Genomic DNA, 20,434 nt, shown 5'->3' on the forward strand with positions numbered 1-20,434 from the left:
AGGGATCCTTAGGTTTCACGGTGGTTCTATCTGCTGGTTTGTGGAGGTGCCCCGTGCTGGGTCCCGTGATTCTTGCCGCGTCGCGCAGCGACCGGATGCGACGCCTGATCTCGGCGGCCCCGGTGACCAGGCAGGTCGTCGAGCGCTTCATCCCGGGCGAGACGGTCGACGACATCGTGCCGATCGTCCGCGAGCTCACGGGCAGGGGCCTGGAGCTGACCATGGACGTCGTGGGCGAGGACATCACCCGCCCGGAGCAGGCCGCCGCGGCCCGCGACGCCTACCTGGAGCTCGTCGAACGGCTGGGCGAGCTGGAGCTGGGCGACCGCGCCGAGATGTCGGTGAAGCTGTCGATGTTCGGCCAGTCCCTCCCGTCGCCCACCACCGCCCTGCTCGAAGGGCCCTCCGGGCCCGCCCCCGTATTCAACGGCGGCCACGACCTCGCCCTCGCCAACGTCCGTCCGGTCGTCGAGGCGGCCGCCGCCATCGGCACGACCGTCACCCTCGACGCCGAGGACCACACCACCCTCGACTCGATGTTCGCCATCCACGAGGAGCTGCGGAAGGACTTCCCGCAGACCGGCTGCGTCATCCAGGCCTACCTCTTCCGTACCGAGGCCGACGCCCGCCGCCTCGCCGCGGCCGGCAGCCGGGTGCGGCTGGTCAAGGGCGCGTACAAGGAGCCCGCCGAGGTCGCCTACCAGCAGAAGCACGAGATCGACAAGGCCTACGTGCGGATCCTGCGCGTCCTCATGGAGGGCGACGGGTACCCGATGATCGGCTCCCACGACCCGCGCCTGATCTCCATCGGCCAGGAACTGGCCCGCCGGGCCGGCCGCAAGCCCGACGAGTACGAGTTCCAGATGCTCTACGGCATCCGCGGCGACGAGCACCTCCGGCTCGCCGCCGAGGGCCACCGCATGCGCGTCTACACCGCCTACGGCACCGACTGGTACGGCTACTTCATGCGGAGGCTCGCGGAGAAGCCCGCCAACCTGCGGTTCTTCGCGCGCAGCATGATCAGCAAGGGCTGAGCCGGCCACCCTCCCCTCTCCCCGCGACACCCGCTCACGTACAAGGAGTTACGGAACCCATGGACGCTGTGACCCAGGTCCCCGCCCCCGTCAACGAGCCGGTGCACGGCTACGCCCCCGGCTCGCCCGAGCGCGCCCGGCTGGAGGCCAAGCTCAAGGAGCTGGCCGAGAACCCGATGGACCTGCCGATGACCATCGGCGGCGAGAAGCGGATGGGCGGCGGTGAGCCCTTCCAGGTCGTCCAGCCGCACAACCACAAGGCCGTCCTCGGCACCCTGCGCCACGCCACCCAGCAGGACGCCCGTGACGCCATCGACGCGGCCCTCGCCGCCGCGCCGGCCTGGCGCGCGATGGCCTTCGACGACCGTGCCGCGATCATCCTGCGCGCCGCCGAGCTGCTGGCCGGCCCGTGGCGCGAGACCATCGCCGCCTCCACCATGCTCGGCCAGTCGAAGACCGTCCAGCAGGCGGAGATCGACAGCCCCTGCGAACTCGTCGACTTCTGGCGCTTCAACGTCCACTACGCCCGCCAGATCCTGGCCGAGCAGCCTCCGGCCAACTCCCCGGGCGTGTGGAACCGCCTCGACCACCGCCCGCTGGAGGGTTTCGTCTACGCGATCACGCCCTTCAACTTCTCGGCGATTGCGGCCAACCTGCCCACCGCCCCCGCCCTCATGGGCAACGTCGTGGTGTGGAAGCCGTCCCCGACGCAGACCCACGCCGCCGTGCTGCTGATGGAGCTGCTGGAGGAGGCGGGTCTGCCCAAGGGCGTCATCAACCTCGTCACCGGCGACGGCATCGCGGTCTCCGAGGTCGCCCTGGAGCACCGCGACCTCGCCGGCATCCACTTCACCGGCTCGACCAAGACCTTCCAGTACCTGTGGAAGACGGTCGGCAACAACATCGAGAAGTACCGTTCCTACCCGCGCCTGGTCGGCGAGACCGGCGGCAAGGACTTCCTCGTCGCCCACCCGAGCGCCGACCGCGCGGTGCTGAAGACCGCCCTCACGCGCGGCGCCTTCGAGTACCAGGGCCAGAAGTGCTCGGCCACCTCCCGTGCCTACATCCCGGCGTCCATCTGGAACTCCGGCTTCAAGGAGGAGTTCGCGGCCGAGGTCGACTACCTGACCATGGGTGACGTCACCGACCTGGCCAACTTCATCGGCGCCGTCATCGACGAGCGCGCCTTCGCCAAGAACAAGGCCGCCATCGACCGCGCAAAGTCCGACCCGGCCTGCACGATCGTCGCGGGCGGCACCTACGACGACTCGGTCGGCTATTTCGTCCGCCCGACCGTCGTGGAGTGCACCGACCCGGAGAACGAGGTGTTCCGCACCGAGTACTTCGGCCCGTTCCTCGCCGTGCACGTCTACGAGGACGACAAGTACGACGAGATGCTGACGCAGGTGGAGTCGGTCTCCGACTACGCGCTGACCGGCTCGGTCGTCTCCAACGACCGCGCGGCGGCGGCGTACACGATGGAGAAGCTGCGCTACGCGGCCGGCAACTTCTACATCAACGACAAGTCGACCGGCGCCGTCGTCGGCCAGCAGCCCTTCGGCGGCGGCCGCGCCTCCGGCACCAACGACAAGGCCGGCGCCCCGCAGAACCTGCTGCGCTGGACGCTGACCCGCGCCATCAAGGAGACCCTGGTCCCGCCGACCGACTACAGCTACCCGCACATGGGCTGACGCCCGCGGACGCATGGACGGGCCGGGTCGCGACGACCCGGCCCGTCCGCGTGCTCAGCCGGGCATCTCCGTCCGCTCCCACCACTCGTACACCGGCAGCGTGCCCTCGGCGGTGTCCGCCTGGCGCGGAGTGGGACGGAAGTGCTCGTAGCCGTTGCGGAGTTCGATCTTCAGGTCGGCGCCGGGCGCGGAGACCGCGACGATGCGCGCGGGCAGATCCTGCGGGCCGCCTTCGAGAAGTGCCTTGACCGTGTCGTTCATGACCTCACCGTTTCCTGTGTCGGATCGGATGCGTCTGCCGGCCGGGACTCAGTCCGGCAGGACGAGTACGAGGCCGCCCTTGAGCCGGCCGGCCTCGCCCAGTTCGTGTGCCTTGGCCGCCTCGGCGAACGGCAGGGCCGCCTCGACGTGGACGCGGACGCGGCCGTCCGCGAGAAGGGCGGCGACCTTGGCGAGGCGTTCGCCCGACGGCTGTGCCTGGACGACCGCGAAGCGCATCCCGCGGGCCTCCACGTCTTCCGGGGACAGCCCCAGGTCGCCGGGGACCGCCGCCAGCAGCAGCCCGTTCGGGCGGAGGGTGTTCAGGGTGCGGGGGCCGAAGTCGCCGCCGACCAGGTCGAGGGCCGCGTCGATGTCGTGGACGGTGTCGGAGAAGTCGACGCTCGTGTGGTCGACGAGTTCGTCGGCGCCCAGGTCGTACAGGAAGCCGTGGCAGTCGGGCCGTTCCGTCGCGACGACGTACGCCCCCTCCGCCTTGGCGAGCTGGACGGCCAGGTGACCGATGGAACCGGCCGCGGCGTGGATCAGCACCCGGGTGCCGGGACCGATCCGGGCGACGTCGATCAGGGCGTACCAGGCGGTGAGGGCGGCCGTCGGCGCGGCCGCCGCGTGGACGTGGTCGACGCCGGCGGGCTTCGCGGCGAAACGGTCGGCGGGAGCGGTGACATGGCTGGCGTACCCGCCCGCGTCGATCATGCCGAAGACCTCGTCGCCGGGGCGGAAGCCGGTGACGGACCCGCCGACGGCCTCCACGGTGCCGGAGACGTCCCGGCCGAGGGTGAACGGGGGCTCCCCGAGGAGCGGGGCGGTGCCCGAGCGCACCAGCAGGTCGACGGGGTCGACCGCCGCGGCCCGTACCCGCACGAGCACCTCGTCCGCGGCCGGCGCGGGGCGGGGGCGGTCCTCGGCCGTCAGGACCTCAGGACCGCCGAAGCGGTGCTGCGTGATCACAGTTGCGCGGGGTTGTTCCGTGGCCATCGGGTCTCCCTCCCGAGTACGGACCTGCGGCCGGTCCACGACCGCCTCCGTCCATCGTGGCCTCCGGGCTCCGACCCGTACATCGTCCCAGACTTCCCCGGCCCGTGCCGCCTCGAAAGCGCAGCTCAGAGCCGTGTGACCCGATCCGCCGTCTCAGATAGTAGGAAGTCCGAGTAATTGTGGAGACAGACACGGCCGGCTCCCTTAGCTTTGTAGGAGCCGAACGTCTCGCTCGACAAGCGAATGGCGGTCCGGAGCCGGGCCCCGAGCAGGTCACCCCTGCGGCACCGCTCCCCGCCCCTTCCGGCGTCTCGCAACCCCTCTTATGGCACTCCCCGATGTCGAAGGAGTCGACTTCCCATGGCCGAGACGACCGCCCGCCGCCGAGTCCGTCACACCTCCCGCACGAGCGATTCCGACCGCAAGAACGCCGCGGCCGCCCTCCAGCGCGCCCTGGACCGCAGGGACAACGGCGGTTCGACCGGCCACTGAGCCGGGCATCATCCACCAGCCGGGAGCCGCCCGTCAGGGGTGCGGCGCGGGCTCATGCCCCGCGCCGCACCTCGAAGTGGTCGATGCGCTCGCCGCTCTGCGCCGGCGCCGACACCTTCAGCCCCGGCCGCGGACCGCTCACCGCCTCCACCGACAGCAGCGAGAAGCCGCGGTAGCGCACCCTCGACCACTCCACCGTCTCCCTGGCGGCCGCGCGCGACCTCGTCCACCGGAAGGTGTCGACGGGTTCGTGGCGCGTGACCTGCCCCTCGTAGCTCTCCCGCACCCCGGAGGGGAAGCCGTACAGGTCGCGGCCCCCGCCACCCGCGGTGACGGGTCGAAGCCCTCGTGGCCGACGCCGTAGTAGTAGGTCGTGCCCGGCAGCAGGCCGTCGAGGGCGGCGTGCAGGTAGTGCTGCTGCAGGGCCGGGCGCACACCGCTCAGGCCCGGGGTGTGCAGGCCGCGGACCTCGGCCGGGACGCGCCGGCCCAGGTCGTCCGGGCGCACGCCGAGGCGCACGTACGGCCCGCGTACCGCCGGCGGGACTTGCCACGACACCCGCATCTGCGTCTTCGGGTCGGCGCCGGAGGCGAGGTGGCGGCCGAAGGGGGAGAGGGCCGAGCCGTCGACCGCGGAGGCCGTGGACGAGGCCCGCGGCGACCGGGTCGCCGTCCCCGGCGCTCCGCCGCCGCTGCCTCAGCCCCAGCAGCCCGCCCGCCGCCACCGCGCCCGTCGCCACCGCGCCCGCCGTCACCAGCGTGCGTCGCGGCACGAGGTTCGTCCGCAGGTACGCGTGCTGCTGGGCCATGCTCATCCGCTGCGCGAGCCGGGGCGGAATGCCGACGTCGGGGAGGTCCATGACGGTGACGTTCCCCGCGGTGGCCGACGCTCGCCATACGGCAGGGTGAACCTGGGGTGACGCGTTGACGCGACACGCACCCGATGTCCGTATCGCGGACAACGCATGTCATCCCATGGGACGAGGAGTAGGGTGCCGACATGTCTCGCAGCATCGATCTCGCAGTGATCCCCGGTGACGGCATCGGGCAGGAAGTCGTGGCCGAAGGCCTCAAGGTCCTCTCCGCCGTCCTCCCGCAGGATGTGAAGCTGGAGACCAAGGAGTACGACTTCGGCGCCAAGCGCTACCACGCCACCGGTGAGACCCTCACCGACGCCGACCTCGACTCCCTCAAGGGGCACGACGCCATCCTGCTCGGCGCGATCGGCGACCCGTCGGTCCCCTCCGGCGTCCTGGAGCGCGGCTTCCTGCTCAAGCTCCGCTTCGCCTTCGACCACCACGTCAACCTGCGGCCGAGCAAGCTGCTCCCGGGTGTGGCCACCCCCCTCGCCGGTGAGCCGAGCATCGACTTCGTCGTCGTGCGTGAGGGCACCGAGGGCCCGTACACCGGCAACGGCGGCACCATCCGCAAGGGCACCGAGCACGAGGTCGCCACCGAGGTCTCCGTCAACACCGCCTTCGGTGTCGAGCGCGTGGTCCGTGACGCCTTCGCCCGCGCCCAGGCCCGCCCCCGCAAGAAGCTCGCGCTGATCCACAAGAACAACGTGCTGACCTTCGCGGGCCACCTGTGGACGAACGTCTTCAACAAGGTCGCCGCGGAGTTCCCCGAGGTCACCACCGAGTACATGCACGTGGACGCGGCGACCATCTACCTGGTCACCCAGCCCGAGCGCTTCGACGTGATCGTCACCGACAACCTCTTCGGCGACATCATCACCGACCTCGCCGCGGCCGTCTCCGGCGGCATCGGCGTCGCCGCGAGCGGCAACATCAACCCCTCCGGCGAGTTCCCCTCGATGTTCGAGCCGGTCCACGGTTCCGCGCCCGACATCGCCGGCCAGGGCAAGGCCGACCCCACCGCCACGGTCCTGTCCGTCGCCCTGCTCCTGCGCCACCTCGGCTACGAGGCCGAGGCCGCCCGCATCGACGAGGCGGTCTCCGCCGACCTGGCCGAGCGCACCGGCAAGCCCGCCCGCAGCACGTCGGAGATCGGCGACGCGCTGGCCGTACGAGTAGCCGGCTGACCGGGCGGTTTACTCGAGGAAGTATTCGAAGCCGCCGGGTCACTCGCACCCGGCGGCTTTCGCATGTCCCCCGCCGGGTGCCACCATCATCCCCTGGGTCGCATTCACGCCGTTTTCTTCCCCGGCTCCCCGCTTGCGATAATCGAACGCGGAGCCGCGGAGTGAGGGAATGCTCGGACGTCCTGGTACTGGCCACTGGCAGCGAAGGGCGTGGCGCGGCCCGTCACTACACAACCGGTGAAGGACAACCACTCATGACGACGCCCACGATCGAGCTCAAGCCCTCCGCCAGCCCGCTCTCCGACGCCGAGCGCACCGCGATCCTGGCGAACCCCGGGTTCGGCCGCCACTTCACCGACCACATGGTGACGATCAAGTGGACCGAGGGCCGCGGCTGGCACGACGGCCAGCTCGTCCCGTACGCCCCGCTCTCCCTCGACCCCGCCACCATGGTCCTGCACTACGCGCAGGAGATCTTCGAGGGCCTGAAGGCCTACCGGCAGCCCGACGGCTCCGTCGCCACCTTCCGCCCCGAGAAGAACGCCGAGCGCTTCCAGCGTTCCGCGCACCGCCTCGGCATGCCCGAGCTTCCCGTCGAGACGTTCATCGAGGCCTGCGACGCGCTGGTCCAGCAGGACAAGGCGTGGGTGCCCGCGCACGGCGGCGAGGAATCGCTCTACCTGCGTCCGTTCATGATCGCGACCGAGGTCGGCCTGGGCGTCAAGCCCGCCAACGAGTACCTCTTCCTGGTCATCGCCTCCCCGGCCGGCGCCTACTTCCCCGGCGGCGTCAAGCCGGTCACCATCTGGCTCTCCGAGAACCGCGTCCGCGCCGTCCCCGGCGGCACCGGCGACGCCAAGACCGGCGGCAACTACGCGGCCTCCCTGCTCGCCCAGGCCGAGGCCGCCGCCAAGGGCTGCGACCAGGTCTGCTACCTCGACGCGGTCGAGCACAAGTGGGTCGAGGAACTCGGCGGCATGAACCTGTACTTCGTGTACGGGGACAGGATCGTCACGCCGACCCTGACCGGCTCCATCCTGGAGGGCGTCACCCGCGACAGCCTCCTCGCCGTCGCCCGCGACCTCGGCTACGCGTCCGAGGAGGGCCGCGTCTCCATCGACCAGTGGCAGCGCGACGCCGAGAACGGCACCCTCACCGAGGTCTTCGCCTGCGGCACTGCGGCCGTCATCACCCCCGTCGGCACGGTCAAGCGCGAGAGCGCCGAGTGGCAGCAGGCGGGCGGCGAGCCCGGCGAGGTCACGATGAGGCTCCGCGAGGCCCTGCTGAACATCCAGCGCGGCACGACGGAGGACAAGCACGGCTGGATGCACCCGCTCGCCTAGCCGCCGGCGTAGTCGTGGCCGTCTGGGGGCTACCGCCCCCAGACCCCCGCTTCGGCCCAGGGCCTGTCGTTTGGATCAGGTCGGCCGCAGGGGACGGTGCGTCGTGGCCGACCCGAGCGGGGTCCGGTGCGTGCAGCTGCAAGGCAGAGGAGGGAGTGGGTGCCCCCTCTGGGGGAGTGCGTGCCAGGGCCCGCGACGCCGACCTGATCCGAACGCCAGGCCCTACCTAGACGGCCTCGTCCTCGAACGCCGGACGGGCTGCGGGTGCCGCCCTCTGCTCGGAAGGTGCCCCGCGCTGCAGCAGCAGGTACACCGCGCCGCCCACCAGGCCCGACAGGACGAAGCTGCAGTCGACCCCGCCCGTCAGCGACAGCAGCGGACCCTCGTACGACGGGAGGGACACCGCCAGCAGGCCGACCGCGGCGCCCACCGCCCAGGAGAGCGTCGCCGGGATGTTCCAGCCGGACCGGTACCAGTAGACGCCGCCCCGCGCACGGCGGTTGAAGACCTGCAGCGCGTCCGCGTCGTACACCCCGCGGCAGCGCACGAAGCCGATCAGGGTGATGACCGCCCACGGGGTGCCGATGGCGGTCAGCAGCAGCACGAAGGACGTCATGGCGTCCTGGGCGGTCGAGTAGTAGTGGCCGACGAAGACACAGACCGTCGCGACGGCGGCGACCGCGCAGGTGGCCCGGGCCCGGGACGCGCGCGGCAGGATCGCGTCCAGGTCGAGGCCCATGGAGTACAGCATCAGACCCGCGTTGCCCACCGAGCCCGCCGAGGCCGCGAGCAGCAGCGGCGGCAGGTACCAGGCGGGGGACGCCGACACCAGCGGGCCCGCGTAGTCCGCCGTCGCCCGCGCCGCGTACGCGGTGAAGGTGCCGAAGAGCTGGGGGACCAGCAGTCCGAGGATCAGGCCGAGCCAGGTGGCGTGCAGCACCCGGCGGGAGGAGTGGCGGGCCGGTGAGATGTAGCGGGTGTAGTCGCCGAGCAGGGTGATGAAGGCGATCGGACCGGACAGGCCGGCGGCCACCGTCGCGAGGAACCACGTCGGCCAGAAACCGCCCAGCAGATAGCCGCCGGCCTCCGGGAGCGCGGCGGTGGTGAAGTGCGGGGCGTAGGCGACGACCCCGAGCGCCAGCAGGGCGGTCATGCCGATCGCCAGGAACCGGGACATCGCCAGCAGCACGCGGTAGCCGTACACCGCGCCCGCGACGGTCGCCCCGGCGAGCAGCGCGTAGACCAGGGCGTACGCCACCCCGTCCACCGGCAGCCCGAACATCCGCCGCAGGACGCTCACCATCACGTCCCCGCCGATCCACACGGTCAGCGCGGTGTAGCCGAGGGCGAGGAGCAGGCCCACGACCGAGCCGACCAGGCGCCCCCGCACACCGAACTGGGCGCCGGAGGAGGTGGACAGGTTCGTGGCGGTACGCAGGGAGATCAGGGCGAGCGGCGCGGTCAGGACCGTGCCGGCCAGCGTGCCCACCACGATCGAGCTCAGCGAGGACCACCAGTCCAGGCCGAACGACGGCGGCAGCCAGCCGAAGATGATCACCCCCAGGCAGAGGTTGGAGCCGAGCAGGATCGAGACGAGGTCTCGCGGCCCGCTGGTGCGTTCCTCGTCGGGGATCGTGTCGACTCCGCGCTGTTCCATCGAGATCGGCATGGTGGGTCTCCCTCGTTTTGAGTGCCGCTCAATGTGAACCTGAGCGCATCGTCGCGTCAAGCGTTTCGTATCGGGGATTCTCGGTTTAGAGTGTCGCTCTAAAGGAGGGATGCGAGATGCGACTCACCCCCACGGAACGCGACCGCCTGCTGCTCTTCGGGGCCGCCGAGCTGGCCCGCGCCAGGCGGGCCCGCGGCCTCCGGCTCAATGTGCCGGAGGCCAGCGCGCTCATCGCGGACACCGTGTGCGAGGCCGCCCGGGACGGCGCCCGTCTCGCCGAGGCCGTCGAGCGCGCCCGGTCGGTCCTCGGCCCGGCCGACGTGCTGCCCGGCGTCGCGGACGTCGTCACCGAGGTGCACGTCGAGGCGGTCTTCGACGACGGCTCCCGGCTCGCGGTCGTCACCGACCCGATCGGCGGCGGGCTGGGGGAGCAGGCACCGGGCGCCCTGCTGCCGGGGCCCCTGCACGCCGACCCGGACGCGGCCGTCCGGCTCACGGTCACCAACACCGCGACCGTGCCCGTCTCCGTCACCTCCCACTTCCACTTCTTCGAGGCCAACCCGCGCCTGGACTTCGTACGGGAGAAGGCCTACGGGATGCGGCTCGCCGTGCCCGCGGGGTCGTCGGTGCGGTTCGGGCCGGGGGAGTCGCTCGAGGTCGGCCTGGTGCCGATCGGCGGTGCCCGGATCGCCATCGGCTTCGCCGGCCTCGTCGACGGGCCGCTGGACGCGCCCGGCGCCCGCGAGGAGGCGCTGCGCCGCGCCGCGGCCTGCGGCTACCTGGGCGTCCCCGCCGAGGGGGCCGAGCGATGAGCCGCCCCGGAGGCCACCCCGCCGAGGCCCGCCGCCTCACCCCCCACGAGTACGCGGCCGCACACGGCCCGCGCGCCGGCGACCGGGTCCGGCTCGGCGACTCGGGGCTCACGGTCCGGATCGAGTCGGACTCCCAGGCGTACGGCGACGAGTTCCTGGCCGGGTTCGGCAAGACCGCGCGCGACGGACTGCATCTGAAGGCCGCCGCCGTGCGCGAGACCTGCGACGTCGTCGTCTCCAACGTCGTCGTCATCGACGCCGTGCTGGGGATCCGCAAGGTGTCGATCGGCATCCGGGAGGGGCGGATCTGTGCCGTCGGACGGGCCGGGAACCCGGACACGCTCGACGGGGTCGACGTCGTCGTGGGGACCGGGACGTCCATCGTGTCCGGCGAGGGGCTGATCGCCACCGCCGGTGCCGTGGACACGCACGTCCATCTGCTGTCGCCGCGGATCATGGAGGCCTCGCTGGCCTCCGGCGTGACCACGGTCATCGGCCAGGAGTTCGGGCCGGTGTGGGGTGTCGGCGTCAACTCGCCGTGGGCGCTGCGGCACGCGTTCAACGCCTTCGACGCCTGGCCCGTCAACATCGGCTTCCTGGGCCGGGGTTCGTCCTCGCACGAGGCGCCGCTGGTCGAGGCGCTGGCGGAAGGGGGTGCCTGCGGATTCAAGGTGCACGAGGACATGGGCGCCCACACCCGGGCGCTGGACACGGCGCTGCGGGTCGCCGAGGAGCACGACGTCCAGGTCGCCCTGCACAGCGATGGGCTGAACGAGTGCCTGTCGGTGGAGGACACCCTGCGCGTCCTCGAGGGGCGCACCATCCACGCCTTCCACATCGAGGGCTGCGGCGGCGGGCACGTCCCCAACGTCCTGAAGATGGCCGGCGTCCCGAACGTCATCGGCTCCTCCACCAACCCCACCCTGCCCTTCGGCCGGGACGCCGTCGCCGAGCACTACGGCATGATCGTCTCCGTCCACGACCTGAAGACCGACCTGCCCGGCGACGCCGCCATGGCCCGCGACCGCATCCGCGCCGGGACCATGGGCGCCGAGGACGTCCTGCACGACCTGGGCGCGATCGGCATCACCTCCTCCGACGCGCAGGGCATGGGGCGGGCCGGCGAGACCGTGCGCCGCACCCTCGCCATGGCCGCCAAGATGAAGGCCCAGTTCGGCGCCCCGGACGAGCACGACAACGAGCGCGTCCTGCGCTACATCGCCAAGCTCACGATCAACCCGGCCATCGCGCACGGGCTTTCGCACGAGGTCGGCTCGATCGAGGTCGGCAAGCTCGCCGACATCGTGCTGTGGCGGCCGGAGTACTTCGGGGCCAAGCCGCAGCTGGTGCTGAAGGCCGGCTTCCCGGCGTACGGCGTGGTCGGCGACCCGAACGCGGCCACCGACACCTGCGAACCCCTTGTCCTGGGACCGCAGTTCGGGGCGCACGGCGCGACCCCGGCGGACATCTCCGTCGCGTTCGTCGCCCGCGCCGCCCTGGAACAGGGCGACGACCGCATGCCGACCCGGCGCCGGCGGGTCGCCGTGCGCGGCACGCGCGGCATCGGGCCCGCCGACCTGCGGCTCAACTCCCGTACCGGAGCCGTGGACGTCGACGGGCGCACCGGCCTGGTCACCCTCGACGGAGAGCCGATCAGCTCGCCGGCCGCAGACTCCGTCCCCCTCAACCGCCTCTACTTCCTCTGACAAGGACCCACCATGTCCGCTGCCGCCGACGGTTTCCGCATGCCCGCCGAATGGGCCCCGCACGAGCGCACCTGGATGGCCTGGCCCGGCCCCAACCCCACCTTCGACGACCCGGAGGACCTCGCTGCCGCCCGGATCGCCTGGGCGTCCGTCGCCCGTGCCGTCCGCCGCTTCGAGCCGGTGACGGTGGTGTGCGGGCCGGGGCAGTCGGCGGACGCGCGCGCCCTGCTCGGCCCGGGCGTCGAGACCGTCGAGCGCGACCTCGACGACGCCTGGATGCGCGACATCGGCCCGACCTTCCTGACCGACGGGCGCGAACTGGCCGCCGTGGACTGGACGTTCAACGGCTGGGGCGCCCAGCACTGGGCGCGCTGGGAGCACGACGCGAAGATCGCCGCGCATGTGGCGGACCTCGCGGGCGCGCGCACGTACGCCTCGAAGCTCGTCAACGAGGGCGGGGCGATCCATGTCGACGGCGAGGGGACGGTGCTGCTCACGGAGACCGTCCAGCTCGGTCCCGAACGCAACCCCGGCTGGACGCGCGAGCAGGTCGAGGCGGAGATCCACGGGATGCTCGGCACCCGCAAGGCGATCTGGCTGCCGCGCGGACTCACCGGCGACTACCCCCCGCACGGCTTCGGCACCCTCGGCCACGTCGACATCGTCGCCGCCTTCGCTCGCCCCGGAGTCGTGGTCGCGCACTCCCAGCCCGACCCCGCCCACCCCGACCACGAGGTGACCCAGGAGGTCATCGGCCTGCTGCGGTCGCAGACCGACGCCCGGGGCCGCCGGCTGGAGGTCGTCGAGGTACCGGCTCCGACCGTCCTGGAGGCCGACGGCCACTGGGCCGACTACTCCTACATCAACCACTACCTCTGCAACGGCGGCGTCGTCCTGTGCGGCTTCGACGACCCGCGCGACGAGATCGCCGCCGGGATCTTCCGCCGGCTGTTCCCCGAGCGGACGGTGACGCTCGTCGACGCCCGTACGATCTTCTCCGGTGGCGGTGGCATCCACTGCATCACCCAGCAGCAGCCGAGGATCTAGGAGCAGCGCATGGCCGGTGGGCGCAGACAGGCCCCGCCCCGGGAGGACGTCCTCGCCGCCGCCATGGCCATGATCGCCGAGGGCGGTCTGGAGCAGCTGACCATGGCGGCGCTCGGCCGCGAGGTGGGGATGAGCAGCGGCCACCTGCTCTACTACTTCCACTCCAAGGACGAACTCCTGCTGCGGACCCTGGAGTGGAGCGAGGGCCGGCTGGGCGCCGAGCGCAGCCGGCTGCTGGCCCGCCCGGGCGCGGTCCGCGAACGGCTCGACGCCTACGTCGACCTCTACGTCCCCGACGGCCACCGCGACCCGCACTGGACCCTGTGGCTGGAGGTCTGGAACCGGTCGCGGGGCGCCGACGAGGACGCCCGTGACCGCCAGGCCGCCATCGAGGGCGCCTGGCACCGTGACCTGGTGGCGCTGGTCGCGGAGGGCGTCTCGCGGGGCGAGTTCCGCCGGGTCGACCCCGACCGCTTCGCCTCCCGGCTGCGGGCGCTGCTGGACGGCTTCTCCATCCATGTGGCCATCGGCCTGCGGGGCACCGACCGGGAGCAGGTTCTCGGTCATGTGCGGGAGTTCCTGGACGACGCGGTGACGGCGGGCCCCGCGGACGACTGATCAGCCGCCCGGGTTGTACGCAAGAGGGCGGATTGACCCGAGATACGCGGTGCGGTGGCATCCGTTGAGTCCCCGGCGCGAGACCGGGAGGCTTGGCGAAAGACACGATTCCGGGGGGTAATCATGTCCACTTCCACTTCCACTTCCGCATCCGGGTCCTTGGTGACCGGCGCCCTGGCGGGCGCCCTTCTGCTCGCCGTCACGGGGCTCGCGGCCCCGACGGCCGCCGCGGCCGCCCGCCCGCACCACGTCCAGCGCGTCAGCACCGCCGCCGACGGCACACAGGCCGACAAGGCGTCCGGCCCCGCCGCTCTCACCGCGAACGGCCGCTTCGTCGCCTTCCGTTCGACCGCCACCAACCTCGTCCCCGAGCCCGGACACGGCGCCGAGAGCCAGTCCTACGTCCGTGATCTGCGCACCGGCGCCGTCAGCAGGGTCGACGAGGCGCTGAGCGTGCCGTCCCTGAGCGCCGGCGGCCGCTGGGCGGCAACCATCGGCTGGGGCGGCCACGACATCGGCGTCTTCCTCACCGACCGTGCCACCGGCACCCGGACCAAGATCGACGGCGCCGGGTTCAGGGAAAGCGCCTACCAGCCGTCGATCAGCGCCGACGGCCGGTTCGTGGCCTTCCAGTTCGTGCCCTATCACCCGTCGATCCCCACCCGCGTCGACGTCTACGACCGGATCACCGGCGGCCACCAGACCGTCAGCGACGGCCCGCAGGACGCCCCTGGCCGGGACATGTCCCACCCGTCGATCAGCGCGGACGGCCGCCTCGTCGCCTACCAGGACGACGGCGCGGGCGAGGTGTGGGTCGCCGACCGGCGCACGGGCCGGCACACCAGGGTGGACGACGGCACCCCTTCCGGACTGGTCCAGCTGAGTGCCGACGGCCGCACGGTGGCGATGCGTTCGGCGGACGGCGCGTACGTGCGGGATCTGCGCACCGGGCGCGTCCAGCGGTTCCCCGGGGTGACCGCGCGGGCCGTCTCGCCGGACGGGCGAAGGCTCCTCTACGCGGACGGGCAGGCGGCCCTGCGCATACGGGACCTGCGCACGGGCGCCGACCACGTCGTCGTCGCCGCGTCGGACGCGGCGGGCGCCGGTGCCGGCGCGCTGAGCGAGCGGAGCCTGGTCTTCTCCTCCGCCGCCGACGACCTCGTCCCCGGCGACACGAACGGCGTCGCCGACGTCTTCGTCCGCCGCTGAACACCGCAGGGGGCCTCCATGCATCTCGCACCCGCACGTCGTACGGCTCTCGGCGCGGCCCTGGTGGTCGGGGCGCCCACGGTCACCGCGCCGCCTTCCCCTCCACCGCCTCGAACCTCGTCCTTGGCGACACGAACGGCGTCGCCGACGTCTTCGTGGGGGACCCGCGCTGACCACGGGGGGTTCGCATACTGAGACAACCGGTGAGCGCGGGGGCGGTCTGTGCCAGACTGCCCCCGTGCTCTCGTTCGCCATGATTATTGGCAGCAGGCGCGCCGGTCCGCAGTGACCGCCACGTACGACCAGGTACGGGCGGACACCGTCGTCCTCGACCCGCGCGCAGACCTCTCGCACCCGCGAGGGGTTTTTCGCATTTCTGGCCCACCTGCAGCCGGAGGCACAGCGCGAGGGATCATTGGAGGACGGTGGAGCCGGTCATTCCGGTACGACCGAGATCCAACACAGGAGCCTTGACACCATGACCGAAACCAGCGAGCTCGACGATTCGTTCCACGTCTTCGACACGACCCTGCGCGACGGCGCGCAGCGTGAGGGCATCAACCTCACCGTCGCCGACAAGCTCGCGATCGCACGGCACCTGGACGACTTCGGCGTGGGCTTCATCGAGGGCGGCTGGCCCGGCGCCAACCCGCGGGACACCGAGTTCTTCGCCCGCGCCCGACAGGAGATCGACTTCCGGCACGCCCAGCTCGTCGCCTTCGGCGCCACCCGCCGGGCCGGAGCCAAGGCGAGCGACGACCCGCAGGTCAAGGCGCTCCTGGACTCGGGCACCGAAGTGATCACGCTGGTCGCCAAGTCCCACGACCGCCATGTCGAGCTGGCGCTCAGGACGACGCTGGAGGAGAACCTGGAGATGGTCCGCGACACCGTCTCCCACCTGGTCTCCGAGGGCCGCCGCGTCTTCGTCGACTGCGAGCACTTCTTCGACGGCTACCGGGCCAACCCCGAGTACGCGAAGGCCGTGGTACGGGCCGCCTCGGAGGCCGGCGCCTCCGTGGTGATCCTGTGCGACACCAACGGCGGCATGCTGCCGGCGCAGGTGCAGGCCGTGGTCTCCACGGTCCTCGCCGACACCGGCGCCCGGCTCGGCATCCACGCCCAGGACGACACCGGCTGCGCGGTCGCCAACACCCTCGCCGCCGTGGACGCGGGCGCGACCCACGTCCAGTGCACCGCGAACGGCTACGGCGAGCGGGTGGGCAACGCCAACCTCTTCCCGGTCGTCGCCGCCCTGGAGCTGAAGTACGGCAAGAAGGTCCTGCCCGACGGCAAGCTGCGCGAGATGACCCGCATCTCGCACGCCATCGCCGAGGTCGTCAACCTCACCCCCTCCACCCACCAGCCCTACGTCGGCGTCTCCGCCTTCGCCCACAAGGCCGGCCTGCACGCCTCCGCGATCAAGGTCGACCCGGACCTCTACCAGCACATCGACCCCGAACTGGTCGGCAACACCATGCGGATGCTCGTCTCCGACATGGCCGGCCGTGCCTCCATCGAGCTCAAGGGCAAGGAGCTCGGCGTCGACCTCGGCGGCGACCGCGAACTGGTCGGCCGGGTCGTGGAGCGCGTCAAGGAGCGCGAGCTCAAGGGCTACACGTACGAGGCCGCCGACGCCTCCTTCGAACTGCTGCTGCGCGGCGAGGTCGAGGGCAGGCCGCTGAAGTACTTCGAGGTCGAGTCCTGGCGTGCCATCGTCGAGGACCGCCCCGACGGCACCCACGCCAACGAGGCCACGGTCAAGCTCTACGCCAAGGGCGAGCGGATCGTCGCCACCGCGGAGGGCAACGGCCCGGTCAACGCCCTCGACCGCGCTCTGCGCGTGGCACTGGAGAAGATCTACCCGCAGCTGGCCAAGCTCGACCTCGTCGACTACAAGGTCCGCATCCTGGAGGGCGTCCACGGCACCGAGTCCACCACGCGCGTGCTGATCGCCACGTCCGACGGAAGCGGCGAGTGGTCCACGGTGGGCGTGGCCGAGAACGTCATCGCGGCCTCCTGGCAGGCGCTGGAGGACGCGTACACCTACGGTCTGCTGCGGGCCGGGGTCCAGCCCGCCGAGTGACGGCCCCCGGTGGCGGGCGCGGCGCCGGACGTCAGCCGCGGCTGAGCGTGCGCGTCACCCCCGCCACCACCGCCGTCGTCAGGATCCAGCCGACGCCCACCAGGCCGTAGGCGAGCGCCTGCACGCCCGCCTGGGCCCAGTGCCAGTCGCCGCGCATCCCCAGGCCGCCGACCGGGACCAGCAGGTCGAGGGTGTACACGACCGGGTTGAACGGCCCTCCCTCTCCGGGCTTGTTCGGCACGGGCCTGTGGGCGTCGAAGACGAGCGAGCCGAGCAGGGTGAGCAGCGCCAGCCACAGCCCCGCGAGCCACGGTCGGTAGCCGTAGGCGACCACGCCGTCCAGCAGCCAGCCCCACAGCCGCCCCGCCGGTCCCAGCGTCGCCCGCCGGCACCGCTCCCGTACGAGCAGCACCCGCCGCGCCTCGTCCTCGTGCCCGGAGCGGCGGTAGCGCGAGGCGAGCTGCTCGTAGGGCTGGGGTGCGTAGACCGGCTGGCGGCGCAGCCAGGCGAGGCGGTTGGCGACGTCCTCGCGCCGGGTGCCGGCGGTCTCGCCGAGCCACTCGTACGTCAGCCCGTCCAGCCCCAGCGACAGCGGCCAGGTCGACGGGTCGTCCTGGACGCGGGCCGCGTGCGCGGTCCGCAGGTTCACGCTCCCCGCCGGCCGGCGCGCGAACCGCAGGTCGAGCGCCCCCACCTGCATCCCCACGCACATCAACGACGAGCCGGAGCCGAGGAGTTCGGCGTCGTTGAACGACACCAGGTCCTCGACCCGCACCCCGCGCAGCCGCACCCTGCCGTCGGCCCGGAAGCCGTGGGACAGCCGGACGGTGGACGCCTTGAGAGCGTCGCCGTGGAACGCGAACCGCTCCGGGTCCCCGACCGTGATCCGGGCCCCGCGCATCCACACCCCACCCGCCAACTCGGCGCCGGGAAAGCTCACTTCGCCGTCGGCGACGAAACCGTCCTCGCAGAACACCCCGCCCCGCATGACCAGACCGCCGCCTTCGAGCGCGACCCGCCCCGGTGCGACCAGGTGCGCCCCGTCGAGCCGCAGTCCGCCGGCGATGTCGGCGTGCACCAGGTCGACGGCACTGCCGGAGCCGTCGCTCTCGCCGACGGTCGACCGGCGCAGGTCGAGCCGTCCGCCGACATGGGCGGTGGAGGCCCGCAGCCCCGGCAGCACGCAGTCCACCAGCTCGAAGGCGAGCGTGCTCGCCCCCTCCAGGGTCACCGGCCCGTCGAACCGGCAGCCCTCGAACCGCACGGCCCGCCGTATCCCGGCCCCGTCGAGCCGGAGTTCCCCGGTGACACGGGCGTCGCGCAGCAGGTACGGACGCCCGCCCGCGTCCTCGTCGAGGATCTCCCGCCGGACGCGGTCGGCGTCGACTGCGCTGCTCACGGCTCTCCTCGCGGCGGGGCGGACGGGCCTTCAGACTATGCCGGGGACGTGGACGCGGGCCGGGTTCCTACTGAAGCCGCCACTTCTGGTTCGCGGCGCCCGTGCAGCTCCAGATCTGCGCGCGAGCGCCGTTCGCCGAGGAGTTGTCGGTCACGTCCAGGCACTTGTTCGCCGCGGTGTTCACGACGTCCCCGGTGGCGGAGGAGTACGACCACTGCTGGGCGCCGGTGCCGTTGCAGTCGTACAACTGCACCTTGGCGCCGTCCGCGGTGGAGGCGGAGGTGACGTCGAGGCACTTGCCCAGGGCGCGGATCGACCCGTCGCCCTGCACGGTCCACCGCTGGGCGGCGGAGCCGTTGCAGTCGTAGAGCTGGACGGCCGTGCCGTTCGCGCTCGAACCGCCCGCCACGTCCAGGCACTTGCCCGCGAGGCCCACGAACGATCCGCTCGTGCCACCGCCGCCGGACTGCGTGCCGTTCCAGGTGAAGGTGGCCGAGGTCTTGCCCGGCAGCGAGTAAGTGGCGTGCTGCGAACCCCAGTTGATGGTGACCGTCTTGGCGGTCGAGGCGTCGTTGTAGGCGATCAGCGCCTTGGAGCCGTCGGGGTTGCGCCAGGCCACGTTCGGCACCGCCGAGGAGGCCGTGGAGGCGATGCGCTGGGCGCCGGGCCGGACGAACTTCGTCAGCTGGCCCATCGTGTAGTACTCGACCGTGTAGTCGACGGTCCCGCTCGCCCCGTCGCCGTCGTGCACCGTGATCAGGCCGGTGCAGGTGCCGCAGCCGCCGTTGTGCGGGCCCATGTTCTGGTCCACGGCGAGGGACCACTTGGTCACCGACTTCGCCCAGTTGCGGGTGTAGTCGATGATGTTGTTCATGTCCTCGCGCTGCTGGTTGGCGATCCAGGTGCCGCCGGAGTGCTCGGTGCCGAAGGCGTCCAGGTTCGGGTACTGGTCGTGCACGGCGGTCTGCTCGGCGACGTCCCCGCCGTAGCCGTGCCAGGCGATGCCACCGAAGTTGGGGTGGGTGCGGATCGCCGCGTCGTCCACGGACGCGGCCGCGTAGGAGTCGTAGACGTCCCAGTTCCAGTCGTGCGCCAGGACCTTGGTGGACAGGCCCGCGGACTGCAGCTTCGGCAGCAACTCGCTCTTGAGGAAGTACTGCAGACCGGAGGCGTTCCAGCTCATCGACGGATAGCCGGAGCAGCAGGTCGGCTCGTTCTGCGGGGTGACGTAGGAGACGTCGACCCCCTGGTTCCTGTACGCCTGGAGGTACTTCACGAAGTAGTTCGCGTAGGCGCCGTAGTCCTCCGCCTTCAGCCAGCCGCCGTTGAGCGAGCCGCTGTCCTTCATCCACGCCGGAGCCGTCCATGGCGAGGCCATGACAGTCAAGGCGGGATTCAGCTGAAGTGCCTGCTTCGTCAGCGGCACGACGTCCACGAGGTCGTGCGCGAGGGAGAAGCTGTTCAGGTTCGGGTCGCTCTGCCCGGCCGGGACGTCGTCGTACGTGTACCCGTACCGCGCCAGGTCCGACGCCCCCATGGGATTGCGCAGGAACGACAGCCCGATCCCGTCCGTGGGCGAGAACAGCTTCCGCATGGTCGCGTCCCGCGTGGCCTGCGAGAGCGCTCCGCTGCTGTTCATCAGCCAGGCCGCGGTGTCCGTGAAGGACGCGCCGCCTCCGGTGAAGGTCTGGTACCGGGTGTTCTCGTCGACGGTGATGTTCTCGCCGCCCCCGCCGGTCCCGGCGGTGAAGGCGAACGGGGTCTGCTGCTGCAGGCCGCGCGTGACATGGCGTCCGGCGGCGTCGTCGGTGGTGGTGAGCCAGGCGGTGACCTGTTCGCCTGCCGCGTGCGCCGGAGCGCCGACCGCGGTCAGACCGGCCGTGGTGAGGAGTCCGGCCAGCAGGAGCCGGACCGTGCGGGGGGTTCTCCTCATGCTGTGTCGCCCTTCCGGAATGTCTGACGTGGTGTCTTGACGGGCCAGGGGGCCGTTAGTTAACTCACGGCGTGAGCTAAGTCCTGAGTGAACCATGA

16 protein-coding genes and 1 pseudogene are annotated in these 20,434 nt (G+C 71.8%); 11 read left to right on the forward strand and 6 right to left on the reverse strand.

The genetic code is table 11. The annotated features are described in order from the left end of the window. Positions 1–53 precede the first annotated feature (53 nt). Both LN251_RS21520 and pruA read left to right on the forward strand, forming a co-directional pair. Positions 54–1,034, forward strand: a complete 981-nt coding sequence (locus tag LN251_RS21520; protein ID WP_458245812.1) for a proline dehydrogenase family protein — start codon at positions 54–56, stop codon at positions 1,032–1,034. 59 nt (positions 1,035–1,093) lie between these two features. Further along, positions 1,094–2,725: an L-glutamate gamma-semialdehyde dehydrogenase gene (gene pruA / locus LN251_RS21525; RefSeq protein WP_458245813.1), complete on the forward strand. Its 1,632-nt coding sequence runs from the start codon at positions 1,094–1,096 to the stop codon at positions 2,723–2,725. 54 nt (positions 2,726–2,779) lie between these two features. Here pruA and LN251_RS21530 read toward each other — a convergent pair whose 3' ends face one another. Next, the gene (locus tag LN251_RS21530; protein ID WP_458245814.1) at positions 2,780–2,986 is read right to left on the reverse strand and encodes a DUF5988 family protein; all 207 of its coding nucleotides are present in this window, start codon (positions 2,984–2,986) and stop codon (positions 2,780–2,782) included. Positions 2,987–3,034: 48 nt separating this feature from the next. Continuing rightward, positions 3,035–3,982 carry an NADP-dependent oxidoreductase gene (locus tag LN251_RS21535; RefSeq protein WP_458245815.1) on the reverse strand — a complete coding sequence of 316 codons (948 nt, stop codon included), beginning with the start codon at positions 3,980–3,982 and terminating at the stop codon, positions 3,035–3,037. A gap of 360 nt (positions 3,983–4,342) precedes the next feature. Here LN251_RS21535 and LN251_RS21540 point away from each other — a divergent pair, with 360 nt between their 5' ends. Then, entirely contained in the window at positions 4,343–4,474 is a 132-nt protein-coding gene (locus LN251_RS21540; protein ID WP_267955930.1) for a hypothetical protein, read from the forward strand. 52 nt (positions 4,475–4,526) lie between these two features. Here the strand turns inward: LN251_RS21540 and LN251_RS21545 are convergent. After that, positions 4,527–5,333 (reverse strand): annotated as a pseudogene (locus LN251_RS21545) (fibronectin type III domain-containing protein). 140 nt (positions 5,334–5,473) lie between these two features. Between LN251_RS21545 and LN251_RS21550 the strand changes: the two are divergent. After that, the gene (locus LN251_RS21550; protein ID WP_362987782.1) at positions 5,474–6,517 is read left to right on the forward strand and encodes a 3-isopropylmalate dehydrogenase; all 1,044 of its coding nucleotides are present in this window, start codon (positions 5,474–5,476) and stop codon (positions 6,515–6,517) included. Between the two features lie 254 nt (positions 6,518–6,771). Further along, on the forward strand, positions 6,772–7,860 hold the full coding sequence (locus LN251_RS21555) for a branched-chain amino acid aminotransferase (RefSeq protein ID WP_458245816.1): 1,089 nt from the start codon (positions 6,772–6,774) through the stop codon (positions 7,858–7,860). Between the two features lie 226 nt (positions 7,861–8,086). On the opposite strand, the gene LN251_RS21560 is transcribed toward LN251_RS21555, so the two are convergent. After that, complete coding sequence (locus tag LN251_RS21560) at positions 8,087–9,529, reverse strand: cytosine permease (protein ID WP_458245817.1); 1,443 nt, start codon at positions 9,527–9,529, stop codon at positions 8,087–8,089. 116 nt (positions 9,530–9,645) lie between these two features. Here LN251_RS21560 and ureA point away from each other — a divergent pair, with 116 nt between their 5' ends. From ureA to cimA, 6 genes are all read left to right on the forward strand, one after another. Continuing rightward, positions 9,646–10,341 carry an urease subunit gamma gene (gene ureA / locus LN251_RS21565; protein WP_458245818.1) on the forward strand — a complete coding sequence of 232 codons (696 nt, stop codon included), beginning with the start codon at positions 9,646–9,648 and terminating at the stop codon, positions 10,339–10,341. Next, on the forward strand, positions 10,338–12,047 hold the full coding sequence (locus LN251_RS21570) for an urease subunit alpha (protein WP_458245819.1): 1,710 nt from the start codon (positions 10,338–10,340) through the stop codon (positions 12,045–12,047). Before ureA ends, LN251_RS21570 begins: the two co-directional genes overlap by 4 nt. Before the next feature lie 12 nt (positions 12,048–12,059). Beyond that, positions 12,060–13,094 carry an agmatine deiminase family protein gene (locus LN251_RS21575; protein WP_458245820.1) on the forward strand — a complete coding sequence of 345 codons (1,035 nt, stop codon included), beginning with the start codon at positions 12,060–12,062 and terminating at the stop codon, positions 13,092–13,094. Between the two features lie 9 nt (positions 13,095–13,103). After that, positions 13,104–13,712, forward strand: a complete 609-nt coding sequence (locus tag LN251_RS21580) for a TetR/AcrR family transcriptional regulator (protein ID WP_458245821.1) — start codon at positions 13,104–13,106, stop codon at positions 13,710–13,712. Positions 13,713–13,835: 123 nt separating this feature from the next. Then, a complete protein-coding gene (locus LN251_RS21585) occupies positions 13,836–14,921 on the forward strand; it encodes a protein TolB (RefSeq protein ID WP_458245822.1) in 1,086 nt (361 codons plus the stop codon). Between the two features lie 478 nt (positions 14,922–15,399). Then, entirely contained in the window at positions 15,400–17,004 is a 1,605-nt protein-coding gene (cimA, locus tag LN251_RS21590) for a citramalate synthase (protein WP_458245823.1), read from the forward strand. Positions 17,005–17,035: 31 nt separating this feature from the next. Here cimA and LN251_RS21595 read toward each other — a convergent pair whose 3' ends face one another. Then, entirely contained in the window at positions 17,036–18,403 is a 1,368-nt protein-coding gene (locus LN251_RS21595; RefSeq protein WP_458245824.1) for an oxidoreductase, read from the reverse strand. Between the two features lie 67 nt (positions 18,404–18,470). Then, positions 18,471–20,336, reverse strand: a complete 1,866-nt coding sequence (locus LN251_RS21600; RefSeq protein WP_458245825.1) for a lectin — start codon at positions 20,334–20,336, stop codon at positions 18,471–18,473. Positions 20,337–20,434: the final 98 nt, after the last annotated feature.

The sequence above is a fragment of the Streptomyces sp. MAI_2237 genome, assembly GCF_054189285.1.

Coding starts and splice junctions, on each gene's coding strand:
- pruA (WP_458245813.1), top strand. CDS start 1,094: ATGGACGCTGTGACCCAGGTCCCCGCCCCCGTCAACGAGCCGGTGCAC.
- LN251_RS21530 (WP_458245814.1), bottom strand. CDS start 2,986: ATGAACGACACGGTCAAGGCACTTCTCGAAGGCGGCCCGCAGGATCTG.
- LN251_RS21535 (WP_458245815.1), bottom strand. CDS start 3,982: ATGGCCACGGAACAACCCCGCGCAACTGTGATCACGCAGCACCGCTTC.
- LN251_RS21540 (WP_267955930.1), top strand. CDS start 4,343: ATGGCCGAGACGACCGCCCGCCGCCGAGTCCGTCACACCTCCCGCACG.
- LN251_RS21550 (WP_362987782.1), top strand. CDS start 5,474: ATGTCTCGCAGCATCGATCTCGCAGTGATCCCCGGTGACGGCATCGGG.
- LN251_RS21555 (WP_458245816.1), top strand. CDS start 6,772: ATGACGACGCCCACGATCGAGCTCAAGCCCTCCGCCAGCCCGCTCTCC.
- LN251_RS21560 (WP_458245817.1), bottom strand. CDS start 9,529: ATGCCGATCTCGATGGAACAGCGCGGAGTCGACACGATCCCCGACGAG.
- ureA (WP_458245818.1), top strand. CDS start 9,646: ATGCGACTCACCCCCACGGAACGCGACCGCCTGCTGCTCTTCGGGGCC.
- LN251_RS21570 (WP_458245819.1), top strand. CDS start 10,338: ATGAGCCGCCCCGGAGGCCACCCCGCCGAGGCCCGCCGCCTCACCCCC.
- LN251_RS21575 (WP_458245820.1), top strand. CDS start 12,060: ATGTCCGCTGCCGCCGACGGTTTCCGCATGCCCGCCGAATGGGCCCCG.
- LN251_RS21580 (WP_458245821.1), top strand. CDS start 13,104: ATGGCCGGTGGGCGCAGACAGGCCCCGCCCCGGGAGGACGTCCTCGCC.
- LN251_RS21585 (WP_458245822.1), top strand. CDS start 13,836: ATGTCCACTTCCACTTCCACTTCCGCATCCGGGTCCTTGGTGACCGGC.
- cimA (WP_458245823.1), top strand. CDS start 15,400: ATGACCGAAACCAGCGAGCTCGACGATTCGTTCCACGTCTTCGACACG.
- LN251_RS21600 (WP_458245825.1), bottom strand. CDS start 20,336: ATGAGGAGAACCCCCCGCACGGTCCGGCTCCTGCTGGCCGGACTCCTC.